Genomic DNA, 11,828 nt, shown 5'->3' on the forward strand with positions numbered 1-11,828 from the left:
CTCAGCCAACGCTTGCAAGCAGGGGGCCGTCCACATATGAGCACCGGAAGCGCAGAAACCGCCATCAGATGGCCGCCAGAGTAGAATTTCCAAACGGTTTCTCAGATGGCAATTTCCGGACCATCATGCCTTGCCCGGTCGTCCAAATCGGCCGAATGTGCAGGAATGAGCGACCTCGTCCTGCATAACTACTACCGCTCCTCCACCTCCTACCGGGTGCGGATCGCACTGGAGATGAAGGGCCTGACCTACCAATATGTGCCGCATCATCTGCGCCACGGCGAGCATCTGGAGCCCGCCTATCTCTCGGTCAATCCGCAAGGACTGGTGCCGGCGCTGATCCTGGGCGATGGCACGCTGCTGACGCAATCGCTGGCGATCATTGAATTTCTCGACGAGACCAGGCCCGAACCGCCGCTTTTGCCGCAGGACGCGCCTGGCCGGGCCCGCGTCAGGATGCTGGCGCAGATGATCGCCTGCGACATCCATCCGGTGAACAACCTGCGCGTGCTGACCTCGCTGCGCACGCTCTTCGGCGCCGGCGACGAGGACGTCGCCAATTGGTTCCGGCACTGGGTGAACGAAGGTTTCCACCCGCTTGAAAAGATTCTTGTTTCATCGCCTGAAACAAAAACGTTCTGCCATGGCGACACGCCGGGGCTGGCCGACATCTGCCTGGCCGCGCAGGTCACCAGCAACGCCCGTTTCGGCGTCGACCTAGCGCCCTACCCGACGGTCACACGCATCCACGCCGCCTGCATGGCGCTGCCGGCCTTCCAAAAGGCCGCGCCGGAGAACCAGATCGATGCCGAATAGCAGCGCTATCCAATTATGAGGAATTGACGATGAAAGCCGTTGTCTTCGAAAAATTCGGCGAGGTGCCGACGATCCAGACTGTTGCCGATCCGGAGCCGGCACTGGGCGGCGTTGTCATCAAGGTCGAGGCGACCGGGCTCTGCCGCAGCGACTGGCATGGCTGGATGGGCCACGACGACGGCATCCGCCTGCCGCATGTGCCGGGCCACGAGCTTGCCGGCGTCGTGGTGGCCGCCGGCAGCCAGGTGACCCGCTGGAAGACCGGCGAGCGCGTCACCGTGCCGTTCGCCGTCGGTTGCGGCCGTTGCTTCGAATGCAGCTCCGGCAACCATCAGGTCTGCGAGCACCAGACCCAGCCCGGCTTCACCGGCTGGGGCTCGTTCGCCGAATATGTCGCCATCGACCATGCCGACACCAATCTGGTCCGCTTGCCGGACGAGATGGAATTCGCCACCGCCGCCAGCCTTGGCTGCCGCTTCGTCACCTCGTTCCGCGCCATTGTCGACCAGGGCCGGGTGACGCCAGGCGAATGGGTGGCCGTGCATGGCTGCGGCGGCGTCGGCCTGTCGGCGATCATGATCGCCAGCGCCATGGGCGCCAACGTGATCGCAATCGACCTGACCGACGAGAAGCTGGACTTCGCCAAAAAAATCGGCGCGGTGGCGACGATCAATGCCGCCACGACGCCGAACGTGGTCAAGGCGGTCAAGCAGATCACCAATGGCGGCGCGCACATGTCGATGGACGCGCTCGGCCATCCGACGACCTCGTTCAACTCGATCGCCAACCTGCGCCGGCGCGGCCGCCATGTCCAGGTCGGGCTGATGCTCGGCGATCATGCCAGGCCGCAGATCCCGATGGACAAGGTGATCGCCTTCGAGCTCGAAATCCGCGGCAGCCACGGCATGCAAGCCTACCGCTACCAGGCGATGATGGAGATGATCCGCACCGGCAAGCTGAAGCCAGAATTGCTGGTCGGCAAGCGGATCAGCCTCGATGAGGCGCCGGCCGCCTTGATGGCGATGGGCGGCTTCGAAGGCATCGGCATCGGCGTGGTGACGAAGTTCTAAAGGGCAGACTGTTCTTCGACGTCAGAACGGCACTGTTTCACGTTGATGCTCAGGCTTCTTGTGGAGGCGGCAAGGTACTGTTTCACTCTTGACGTTATCGAGTTCAGGCGCGGCGCTCTCAATTAGTTTGGGCGATTCAGAGCCGGTCTTAGGTTGACAATTTCTGTGAAATTGCCCCCTTTGTTATGTCTCGTTCCGAATTTTGGTGAGAGACAGCAAGATGACGCATGTTCCCTACACCGGCTCTGGTCCGTACTGTTACGCGAATTCGTTTGCGATGATGTTCGGAGCCGATGCACCGCCCACGGCAGTCATTGAGATCGCTACGGGCAGCCCATTTGGGATGCAGCTGATCGGCGGCACGTTGCCGTTCTTCGATCCCTATGGCTGGACGCCCGAGGCAGGTTTTGACGCAGCATTGACCGCGCTTGGCTGGAGGTCGTCGGTCGTCACGGGCAGCAATGCCGCAGACGCCCTCGCCCGCTTGCGGGTCTCCCTTGCGGATGGCCCGGTATGGATTGGTCCCATCGAGATGGGGCACCTGTCGCATCAACCGGGCAAGACGGGGCCGATCGGCGCGGATCATTATGTCGTCGTCATCGATGTGGTCGACGACCGTGTTCTCATGCACGACCCTCAGGGCTATCCGTATACTTCTCTGCCACTGACGGATTTCATAGCGGCCTGGCGAGCCGAGACGATCGACTACGGTACGCCCTATACCATGCGCACTGGCTTCAGTCAGTTCGCGAAAGTGTCCGATGTCGAAGCCATCAAGGCGTCAATCCCAACCGCCATCCAGTGGCTATCGATGTGCGGTGATCACAACATGCCAGTTGGAAGTCTCGGAAACGGCGAAGCCGCTGAAGGTCTCGCTGCGCTCATCGAAAACGGTTGCGATGAGGAATTGCGTGGCCATCTGATCCACTTTGCGATCCGGGTTGGCGCTCGCCGTGTTGCAGATGCCGCGACCTGCTTGGCGCGAGCGGGATACACCGAAGCCGCGCGAATCGCGGCCGCACAGGCGCGGCTCATTGGCTCGACTCAGCACCCATTGGTCATTGGCGACGACGCGGCAGCCGCCACTGCGCTGCGAACACTTGCGCCAACATATGGCAGGTTACAGTCAGCGCTGCAAAACCAGACTGAGCGCGCCTAGCGCGCTCAACACAACACCGCAACGGCTGCATTCAGGCAGCCTGCCCTATCTCGCATATTTCTTCGCACCGACCACGCAAAGCACGACGGCGGCGGTGACGGCGATCATGGCGGGGCTGACCTGCTCGTGCAGCAGCATTGCCGCCAGCCCGAGGCCGAAGAAAGGCTGCAGAAGCTGCAACTGCCCGACCGCGGCGATGCCGCCTTGCGCCAGCCCGCGATACCAGAACACGAAACCGATCAGCATGCTGAACAGCGAGACATAGGCCAGGCCGATCCAGGCGGCCTTGCCGACGTTTTCGAGCGACAGTGGCATGGTGATGAGCGTCAGCGCCAGCATGACCGGCAGCGACAACACCAGCGCCCATGAGATCACCTGCCAGCCGCCAAGTTTGCGCGACAGCCTGGCGCCTTCCGCATAGCCCAGTCCGCACACGATGATTGCCGCCAGCATCAGCATGTCGCCAAGCGGCGAGGCCGAGACACTTTGGGTCATTGAAAAACCGGCAACAAGGGCGCTGCCAAGGCATGAAAACAGCCAGAAGGCCGGTTTGGGGCGATCGCCGCCGCGAATGACGCCGAAGATCGCGGTCGCCAGCGGCAACAGGCCGATGAAGATGGTGGAATGGGCCGAGGTGACGTGCTTGAGCGCCAGCGCGGTCAGCAGCGGAAAGCCGACCACGACGCCGAGCGCGACGATGGCCAGCGACAACAGATCCTGCCGTTCCGGACGCTTCTGGCGAAAAACGAGCAGAAGCGCCAGGCCGAGGATGCCTGCCGTGGCAGCGCGGGCGACGGTCAGGAAGGCCGGATCGAAATCCATCACAGCAACCCGCGTTGCCGGAAGTGATCCGCTGAAAATCAGCACGCCCACAAATCCGTTGATCCAGCCGCCCGCCGTCTTGTCCATCGCATGCTCCTGATGTTCTCGCCCTCTATCGGGCCGGACCTATGGCGCCGCCAGAGACAATGAGGTACAGTTTGATGAAACTGTCATGGCAGATTGAGCAGTACGGATGGACGAGCAGACGACGGCAAATGTGGGCAGCGGGACGCTTGTCGAAAGCGTCATGGCGACGATCAGGCACAGGATCGCCGCGCGCAGCCTGACACCGGGAACACGATTGCCTTCGATCCGGGCTTTCGCGAAAACCATGCAGGTTTCGAAATCCACAGTGGTCGAAGCCTATGAGCGTCTTGCCGCAGAAGGCATCATCCGCTCGCGTCCAGGTTCGGGCTTTTATGCCGCCGGACCGTTGGCTCCCTTGTCGCTGGCCGAGATCGGCCCCAGGCTTGACCGTGCCGTCGATCCGCTCTGGGTTTCGCGCCAGTCGCTGGAAGCCGGCGACGGCGTGCTCAAACCCGGTTGCGGCTGGCTGCCGGCCGCGTGGATGCCGGAGGCCGGATTGCGCCGGGCGCTGCGGACAATGGCACGCGGCGATGATGTCACGCTGACCGATTACGGCACTCCGCTCGGGCTGCCGCCGCTGCGTCATCTGCTCGCCCGGCGCATGGCAGAGCACGGCATCGAGGCGTCTCCCGACCAGATCATGCTGACGGAATCGGGCACCCAGGCCATCGACCTCCTGTGCCGGTTCCTGCTCGAACCGGGCGACACGGTGCTGGTGGACGACCCCTGCTATTTCAACTTCCATGCCCTGTTGCGCGCTCATCGGGCCAAGGTGGTCGGCGTTCCCTATACGCCATCGGGACCGGATATCGAGCTATTCGCGCAGGCGCTGGTCGAGCACCGGCCGCGCCTCTACATCACCAATTCCGCGCTTCACAATCCAACGGGTGCAATTCTGTCGCCGGTCGTCGCCCACCGATTGCTCAAGCTCGCCGACCAATCGGATCTGACGATCATCGAAGACGATATCTTTGCCGACTTCGAACACACCTCGGCACCCAGGCTGGCGGCGTTCGACGGTCTTGGTCGCGTCGTCCATATCGGCAGCTTCTCCAAGACGCTTTCGGCGTCGGTGCGCTGCGGCTTCATCGCGGCTCCGCGCGACTGGATAGAAGGGCTGACCGATCTCAAGATCGCCACGTCCTTCGGCAGCGGCAGGCTTGCCTCCGAACTGGTGCTAACGCTGCTGAAGGACGGCAGCTATCGCAAGCACGTCGATTTGCTGCGAACGCGGCTTTCCCGCGCCATGGCTGAGACAGGCAGCCGCCTGAAGGCGATCGGCATCACCCCGTGGATCGACCAGCCGACCGGCATGTTCTTGTGGTGCAGACTGCCGGAAGGCGTCGATGCAGCGGAAATAGCCCGCCGCGCCCTGTCGGCCAATGTCGTGCTGGCGCCCGGCAATGCGTTCAGCCTGTCCCAAACCGCCAGCCGTTTCCTGCGCTTCAATGTCGCGCAGTCGGCGGATGAGAGAATTTTCAGGACGCTTGAAGAGGCGATGTCGCGTTGATTTTCCCGCACTGTCCCTTCTCCCCTTCTTGTGTGAGAAGGTGGCCTCGCCGACCGAGGTCGGATGAGGGGTGTTCCAGCTTGGCACCAACAGCACTCCGGCCTCGACCGTCTCGGCGCTTCGCTCTGCTCACGGCCCTGCCCTCCTGCGTCGCCGCTCATAGAGCATGACCAGGGTTTCGGCGGTCAGCGCCGGCTTCTTCTCACCTTCGATCTCAACGATGTTGGCCGCCTTCATCAGATACTGGCCGGGGCCCTTGTCCTCCATGGACAACAGCGTGATCCGCAGCCTGATGCGCGCCCCGGCCCTGACCGGCGCTAGGAACCGCACCTTGTCAAAACCATAATTGAAGACGGCTTGCGTATTTTCCGGCACGATGCCCATGTCGAGCGCCAGCGCGCCGATGATCGACAGCGTCAGATAGCCATGCGCGATGGTGGCGCGGAACGGGCTCTGCCGCTTCGCCCGCTCTGGATCGACATGGATCCATTGGCGGTCGCCGGTGCATTCGGCGAACTGGTCGATGCGGCTCTGGTCGACCGTCGTCCAGTCCGACACGCCAAGCTCCTGCCCTGTCATCGTCCTGAGCTGTTCGTAGGTCGGCGGCGGCCTCAGCCGTATTTGCGTCATTCCTGCTTTCCCGATCGCTTGCCCTGCCTCCGGACCACGAACCGGCCGCCTCTGTCAATTCGCTCAGTGTGTTCCGCCGCGATATCCTCGGCCGGATCGCGCCAGTGCCGGTGTAGAGCTGGCAACAGGATTATCGAGCAAGAGGATCTTTGTGCGCCTCGGCGGGACCAACACCAAGGCTTTCGCCAGCCGGGATGACGACAGAAAAGTCCAGCGACTTGGGAAACAGCCTACTGCTTGTCGTAGCCGCTGCGGATTTCCTCCATCGCCTCCTTGATGCGCTCGCGCAGGATCTCGACCGATTCGGTGCCGGATTTCCTGGCCAGCTCGGCCACCTCGCCGGCATTCTTCAATGCGGCTTCGAAGGATTTCCTGGCGAACGCCGTTTGCTTGGCCATCAGCTCCCGAGGATCGCCCGGCGCCCTGTAGTCCTGCGCCATGTCGGCGATCTCGTGCAGCGTGTCCTGCAGCATCTCGCGTTGCCTGGAGAGCATCGATGACGCTCCGGCAGCACTTGCCCTGGCCGACTTTTCGAGTGCCTCGAGGTTCTTGCGATGATGGCTGAGGATCGCCTCGACATCGACGTTCGGCAGCTTCAGGTCGCGGCCAAACCTGCCGAACATGTCGATGAAGGAGTCGGATTCCGGTCGCTTTGCCATGGTGGTTTTCCTCTGTTGCTGCGAATTCGGCAGCTAAAGAGAAACAATAGAACAGCGGAGCTTCGCGGTCCATTCGGCCGCGCACACATCGCGCCTCAGCCGACGAGGAACAGCCGTTCCAAAGTGTGGAGCACGACGCCGGCCAGGCCGCCGATGACCATGCCGTTGAAGCGGATATATTGCAGGTCCCTGCCGATGTTCATTTCGATCAGCCTGGTCAGTTGCGCAAGGTCCCAGCGCTTGACCTGATCGGCGATGAATTTCGAGACGCCGCTCTTCTGGCTTTCGACGAACGACGACAGCGCAACGATAAACCCCTGGTTCATGTCGGCCCTGATCTGGGCGTCGCCGGCAAGATGGCGGCCGACCTCGACGAACATGCTGGCGAGATGGGCGCGGATCATCGAATTCGGCGCCTTGGCGTCCTGCTCGATGAACACGCTGAGGCTTTCCCACATGTCGCCGGCCAGCGCCTTCAGCTCCGGCCGGGCGAGGAAATCGCGCTTCAGTTTCTCGGCGCGCTTGGCGTATTGCTTGGATGTCCTCAGCCGCTCGACGAAGCTCAGGACAAAACGGTCGAACTCGGCGCGCATCGGGTGATCGGGATCGGCCCTCACTTCGTCGAGCAGCGATCCGGCCGAGGCGACGATCTTCTTCAGCAGATACGCGTCGGCGCGAAACAGGTTGAACAGCGACGGCAGTTCCTCGCGGATCTTCTCGCGCATCGTCGCCAGCGCCGCCTCGTCGCTCAGGAAGCGGCCGACGACCTTGGTGAATTCGTCGAACAGTCTTTGGTGGCGGCGATCATCGGTCAGCGCCGACAGCAACTCGGCGGCGAGCGGCGCCAGCGGCACCTTTTCGATCTGCTCCAGCATGCGGCTGCTGACGAAGCCGCGCAGGCCGGATTGCTCGATCGCCGCCAGTGTCTGCGGCACCAGCCGGCCGACGAAATGCGACAGATCGGCGGCGCGGTTGGGGTCGGCAAGCCAGTCGGCAACGAGCGCGGAAAAATCGACCTCGGCAAGCTTGTCGCGCACCGGCTCGGGCGCCAGGAAATTCACCTCGATGAAGCGGCCGAGATTATCGGCGATGCGGTTCTGGTTCTCCGGGATGATTGCGGTGTGCGGGATCGGCAGGCCGAGCGGCCGTCTGAACAACGCCACCACCGCATACCAGTCGGCCAGCCCGCCGATCGTCGCCGCCTCGGCGAAAGCGGCGACGAAACCCAGCCACGGATAGCGGCCCTCGAACGACTTGGACACCGCAAAGATGAGGACGCAGAGCGCGAGCGCTGCGGTGGCGACGAATTTTGTGCGCCGAAGCGCCGAAAGCTTGGCCTCCGCGTCGGCATCGAACCGGGCGGATGCCCAAGCCGGTGATGATTGTGGCATGGATGAACTGCTCCTGGTCGATGTCGCGGACTTAACTTAGTGATCCGCCCACCCGAATGCGCGCCATATCAGGGTCATGGTTGCACGACCGCCCACACAAACATGATAAAAATATTCAACTATCATGCGGTGCTTGTCTGGAATTATTCCAAGGTATAGGCCATATTAGGGTTGAGCTATTGCTTCGTGAGGACACAATGCGGCTGACACGCCAGACCAACTACGCCATGCGCATTCTGATGTATTGCGCCGCGAATACCGACCGGCTGAGCCGTATCCCGGAGATCGCTGCCGCCTACTCGGTGTCCGAGCTCTTTCTCTTCAAGATCCTGCAGCCTTTGGTCGAGCATGGTCTGGTCGAGACGGTGCGCGGCAGGAACGGCGGCGTCAGGCTCGGCCGCCCGGCCGAATCGATCACCCTATTCGACGTCGTGCGCGTGACCGAAGAGAGCTTCGCCATGGCCGAATGCTTCGAGAACGACGCCGCCGAATGTCCGCTGGTCGACAGTTGCGCACTGAATTCGTCGCTGCGCGAGGCGCTCAACGCCTTCTTCGCCGTGCTCGAGCGCTATACGATCGCCGACATGGTGGCAGCGCGCCCGAACGTGCGCCACCTGCTCGGCATCGACATGCTGGTGCAAAGGGCGCCGGCCGCCTGAGTCGGGTCGAGCCATAGCCGACAGCGCTTGCAACTCTCCCTTCTCCCCTTGTGGGAGAAGGTGGCCTCGCGAAGCGAGGTCGGATGAGGGGTGTTCCAGCTTGGCACCAACAGCGTTCCGTCCAACACCCCTCAACCGTCTTGGCGCTGCGCGCCAATCCACCTTCTCCCACAAGGGGAGAAGGAAGAAGGGGCGGCGCCGACCTTGCCAGCTGGAACTTACGCCGCCGACTGCGGCAGGACGAACGGCATGTCTCCAGCCGGCAACACGCCGACCCTCAGCCGGCAATCGAACACTTTTTCGATCAGATCGTCGCTCAGCACGTCCTGCGGTGAGCCGGTGGCGGCAAGCCTGCCGCGGTGCATGACGAAGATCCGGTCGGCATACATCGCCGTCAAATTGAGGTCATGCAGGATGGCGACAACGCCGCCGCCCCGCCTGGCGAAATCGCGGGCGATGTTCATGATGATCAATTGGTGCTTGATGTCGAGGCCGGAAACCGGCTCGTCGAGGAAGAGATAGCGCGGTTTGCCGTCGAGGACCGGCGCCCAGACCTGGCAGAGCACACGGGCCAACTGGACGCGCTGCTGCTCGCCGCCCGAAAGCTCCTGGTAGAAACGGCCGGCAAAGCCGTCGAGATCGACGCGCGCCAGCGCCCGATCGGGCAGGCGCTCGTCCTCGCCGGTCAGCGCGCCCGAGCGTCCGCCGAGCAGGCCAAGCCTGACGATCTCGCGCACCGTGAACGGAAACGACAGGGTCGTCGCCTGCGGCAGCACGGCGCGCAGCATGGCGGCCTCGACCGGCTTCATCACCGACAGGTCGCGACCGTTGATGGTGACCTCTCCCGAATAGGCAAGATCGCCGGACAGCGCCCTCAGGAAGGTCGTCTTGCCCGAACCGTTGGGACCGACGATGGCCGCGATCTCACCGGGGCGCATGTCGAAATCGACATTGGCGACGATGCCCTTGCCGCCGATCGCCACCGAGACATTTCGCGCTTCGATCATGGAAACTCTCTCATAGGGCCACTCTCACAGATCGATGACGCCACGCTTACGCAGCAGGATCCAGAGGAAGAACGGAGCGCCGGCGATCGCGGTGACGATGCCGATCGGCAGCTCCGCCGGCGCCACGATGGTGCGGGCGACGGCGTCGGCCAGCAGCAGCAGGCAAGCGCCAAGCAGGGCCGAGGCCGGCAGCAAATAACGATTGTCCGGGCCGATAGCCAAACGCAGCAGATGCGGCACGACGATGCCGACAAAGCCGATGCCGCCGCTGACGGCGACAGACGCCCCGACCGCCGCCGAGACGCCGATGATGGCCGTGTATTTCAGCCGCTGAACCGGAATGCCGAGATGGCCGGCGGTGGCTTCGCCCAGCGGCAGCGCGTTGAGGCCGCGCGCCAGGAACGGCATCGCCGCCAACGCCAGCACGATCACAGGCCCAACGGAGCCGATTTTCTGCCAGGTCGCACCGGCGAGCGAGCCTAGCTGCCAAAAAGTCAGGTCGCGCAACTGCCGGTCGTCGGCCATGAAGATCAGGATACCGGTCAGCGCCATGGCAAGGGCCGCCAGCGCGATGCCGGCGAGCAGCATGGTGGCGACCGAGGTTTGGCCGCGCCGGGTGGCCACCTGATAAAGCACCAATGTCGTCGCCAGCCCGCCGCAGAACGCCGCCAGCGGCAGAGCGAGTGTGCCCAGCATCGAAGTTATCGGCGCCAGCACTGTGGCGCCAAGCACGATGATGGACACCGCGCCGAGGCTCGCTCCGGCCGAAACGCCGATGAGACCGGGGTCTGCCAGCGGGTTGCGGAACAGCCCTTGCATCACCGCGCCGGAGACGGCCAGCGCTGCGCCGATCAGCACACCGAGCGTGACGCGCGGCAGGCGGATGTCGTAGACGATCAGGCGGTCGCGCGCGCTCAGCGCCTCATTGCCGGGTGCTGCACCCAACAGCCAGTCGCCGACGACGCTGACGGCCGAGGCATCCGATGCGCCTGATGTCAGCGAAAACAGGACGGCAACGGCAAGTCCGAGGCACAAAGCCAGGATGACGATGCGCGCGCGCCCCGAGCGGTCGCCGTCGGATGCTGTCGCCATAGTGCCCGCACCAGCGATCGATTGATCCACCATCGGGCGCCCGCTCAGTCCGCGGCCTGCCCGCCGTAGAGCGAGGCGGCAAGGTCGCGGATGACGTCGGCGGTGCGCGGCCCGAAGCCGAGCAGATAACCGCCATCCATGCGGACCACCTTGCGCGCCGCACCCGCCGGTGTCGACCGGATTGACGGGTTCGCGAACAATTCGTCGTCCGATACGCCGGGACCGGCATTGTTCATCATCAGGATCACGTCGGGCCTGGCGGTGATGACAGCCTCGTCGGACAGTTGCTTGTAGCCGGAATAGCCGTCGATCGCATTGACGCCGCCCGAAAGTCTGATGATGCCGTCGGCCGCGGTGTCGCCGCCGGAAGCGAGGATCTTGCCGCCCCGCATTGACAGAACGAACAGGACGCGCTTGCGGTCCTTGATCGCGGACGTCTGCTTTTCGGCGGCCTTCAGCTTGGCGTCGATCTCGGCTGCCAGCGCATCGGCCTTGGCGTCGGCGCCAAGCGCCTTGCCGACGATGCGGATCTTTTCGAGAATGCCTTCGTGGTCGTAGCGCTCGGGCACCTCGATGAACGGGATGCTCGTCTTCTTCAGCACATCGACGGCTTGCTTCGGCCCGCTGCCGTGCAGCGCCAGGATGCCCGACGGATTGACCGACAGCACGCCTTCCGGCGACAGCTGGCGCATGTAGCCGACATCAGGCAGCTTGAGCGCCGCCTCGGGATATCGGCTGGTCGAATCGCGCGCGACCAGCCGGTCCTGCTCGCCGAGCGCAAAGACGATCTCGGTGATCGAACCGCCGATGGCCGCTATCTTCGACGGGTCCGCAAAGACCTCCGTGCCTTCGGCAGCGCGGGCCGGCAGCGCGAAGGCCACGCAAAGGCACATCGTGGCCCCAAGCGCCATTCCAAAAACACGCGC

Annotated in this window: 12 protein-coding genes; 5 read left to right on the top strand and 7 right to left on the bottom strand. The window is 63.6% G+C overall.

Annotated elements, in window-relative coordinates; translation table 11 throughout:
- Positions 1 to 165 precede the first annotated feature (165 nt).
- From maiA to AC0L17_RS10960, 3 genes are all read left to right on the top strand, one after another.
- The gene (gene maiA / locus AC0L17_RS10950; RefSeq protein WP_091598088.1) at positions 166 to 816 is read left to right on the top strand and encodes a maleylacetoacetate isomerase; all 651 of its coding nucleotides are present in this window, start codon (positions 166 to 168) and stop codon (positions 814 to 816) included.
- A gap of 29 nt (positions 817 to 845) precedes the next feature.
- Positions 846 to 1,886 (top strand): zinc-dependent alcohol dehydrogenase family protein, encoded by a 1,041-nt coding sequence (locus AC0L17_RS10955; protein WP_473515834.1) that lies wholly within the window; start codon positions 846 to 848, stop codon positions 1,884 to 1,886.
- 220 nt (positions 1,887 to 2,106) lie between these two features.
- Positions 2,107 to 3,045: a hypothetical protein gene (locus AC0L17_RS10960; protein WP_473515835.1), complete on the top strand. Its 939-nt coding sequence runs from the start codon at positions 2,107 to 2,109 to the stop codon at positions 3,043 to 3,045.
- Between the two features lie 45 nt (positions 3,046 to 3,090).
- Here AC0L17_RS10960 and AC0L17_RS10965 read toward each other — a convergent pair whose 3' ends face one another.
- A complete protein-coding gene (locus tag AC0L17_RS10965) occupies positions 3,091 to 3,954 on the bottom strand; it encodes a DMT family transporter (protein WP_473515836.1) in 864 nt (287 codons plus the stop codon).
- Positions 3,955 to 4,060: 106 nt separating this feature from the next.
- Between AC0L17_RS10965 and AC0L17_RS10970 the strand changes: the two genes are divergently transcribed.
- Entirely contained in the window at positions 4,061 to 5,464 is a 1,404-nt protein-coding gene (locus tag AC0L17_RS10970; RefSeq protein WP_473515837.1) for an aminotransferase-like domain-containing protein, read from the top strand.
- Between the two features lie 129 nt (positions 5,465 to 5,593).
- Here the strand turns inward: AC0L17_RS10970 and AC0L17_RS10975 are convergent, their stop codons facing one another.
- The 3 genes from AC0L17_RS10975 to AC0L17_RS10985 all read right to left on the bottom strand — a co-directional run bounded on the left by AC0L17_RS10975 (position 5,594) and on the right by AC0L17_RS10985 (position 8,144).
- Positions 5,594 to 6,094, bottom strand: a complete 501-nt coding sequence (locus AC0L17_RS10975) for a MaoC family dehydratase (protein WP_027156157.1) — start codon at positions 6,092 to 6,094, stop codon at positions 5,594 to 5,596.
- 230 nt (positions 6,095 to 6,324) lie between these two features.
- Positions 6,325 to 6,753 carry a phasin family protein gene (locus AC0L17_RS10980; protein WP_473515838.1) on the bottom strand — a complete coding sequence of 143 codons (429 nt, stop codon included), beginning with the start codon at positions 6,751 to 6,753 and terminating at the stop codon, positions 6,325 to 6,327.
- Positions 6,754 to 6,848: 95 nt separating this feature from the next.
- A complete protein-coding gene (locus AC0L17_RS10985; protein ID WP_473515839.1) occupies positions 6,849 to 8,144 on the bottom strand; it encodes a DUF445 domain-containing protein in 1,296 nt (431 codons plus the stop codon).
- A 197-nt stretch (positions 8,145 to 8,341) separates the two neighbouring features.
- Here AC0L17_RS10985 and rirA point away from each other — a divergent pair, with 197 nt between their 5' ends.
- Positions 8,342 to 8,803, top strand: a complete 462-nt coding sequence (gene rirA / locus AC0L17_RS10990) for an iron-responsive transcriptional regulator RirA (RefSeq protein ID WP_091598109.1) — start codon at positions 8,342 to 8,344, stop codon at positions 8,801 to 8,803.
- A 218-nt stretch (positions 8,804 to 9,021) separates the two neighbouring features.
- On the opposite strand, the gene AC0L17_RS10995 is transcribed toward rirA, so the two are convergent.
- Genes AC0L17_RS10995 through AC0L17_RS11005 form a run of 3 tightly spaced genes read right to left on the bottom strand, consistent with a single transcriptional unit; the run spans position 9,022 to position 11,813 of the window.
- On the bottom strand, positions 9,022 to 9,810 hold the full coding sequence (locus AC0L17_RS10995) for a heme ABC transporter ATP-binding protein (RefSeq protein ID WP_473515840.1): 789 nt from the start codon (positions 9,808 to 9,810) through the stop codon (positions 9,022 to 9,024).
- A 24-nt stretch (positions 9,811 to 9,834) separates the two neighbouring features.
- Positions 9,835 to 10,935, bottom strand: a complete 1,101-nt coding sequence (locus AC0L17_RS11000) for a FecCD family ABC transporter permease (protein ID WP_473515841.1) — start codon at positions 10,933 to 10,935, stop codon at positions 9,835 to 9,837.
- An 11-nt stretch (positions 10,936 to 10,946) separates the two neighbouring features.
- The gene (locus tag AC0L17_RS11005; RefSeq protein WP_473515967.1) at positions 10,947 to 11,813 is read right to left on the bottom strand and encodes a heme/hemin ABC transporter substrate-binding protein; all 867 of its coding nucleotides are present in this window, start codon (positions 11,811 to 11,813) and stop codon (positions 10,947 to 10,949) included.
- Between the last annotated feature and the right edge of the window lie 15 nt (positions 11,814 to 11,828).

Source organism: Mesorhizobium sp. WSM4829 (genome assembly GCF_055811475.1).

Coding starts and splice junctions, on each gene's coding strand:
- maiA (WP_091598088.1), top strand. CDS start 166: ATGAGCGACCTCGTCCTGCATAACTACTACCGCTCCTCCACCTCCTAC.
- AC0L17_RS10955 (WP_473515834.1), top strand. CDS start 846: ATGAAAGCCGTTGTCTTCGAAAAATTCGGCGAGGTGCCGACGATCCAG.
- AC0L17_RS10960 (WP_473515835.1), top strand. CDS start 2,107: ATGACGCATGTTCCCTACACCGGCTCTGGTCCGTACTGTTACGCGAAT.
- AC0L17_RS10965 (WP_473515836.1), bottom strand. CDS start 3,954: ATGGACAAGACGGCGGGCGGCTGGATCAACGGATTTGTGGGCGTGCTG.
- AC0L17_RS10970 (WP_473515837.1), top strand. CDS start 4,061: ATGGACGAGCAGACGACGGCAAATGTGGGCAGCGGGACGCTTGTCGAA.
- AC0L17_RS10975 (WP_027156157.1), bottom strand. CDS start 6,094: ATGACGCAAATACGGCTGAGGCCGCCGCCGACCTACGAACAGCTCAGG.
- AC0L17_RS10980 (WP_473515838.1), bottom strand. CDS start 6,753: ATGGCAAAGCGACCGGAATCCGACTCCTTCATCGACATGTTCGGCAGG.
- AC0L17_RS10985 (WP_473515839.1), bottom strand. CDS start 8,144: ATGCCACAATCATCACCGGCTTGGGCATCCGCCCGGTTCGATGCCGAC.
- rirA (WP_091598109.1), top strand. CDS start 8,342: ATGCGGCTGACACGCCAGACCAACTACGCCATGCGCATTCTGATGTAT.
- AC0L17_RS10995 (WP_473515840.1), bottom strand. CDS start 9,810: ATGATCGAAGCGCGAAATGTCTCGGTGGCGATCGGCGGCAAGGGCATC.
- AC0L17_RS11000 (WP_473515841.1), bottom strand. CDS start 10,935: ATGGTGGATCAATCGATCGCTGGTGCGGGCACTATGGCGACAGCATCC.
- AC0L17_RS11005 (WP_473515967.1), bottom strand. CDS start 11,813: ATGGCGCTTGGGGCCACGATGTGCCTTTGCGTGGCCTTCGCGCTGCCG.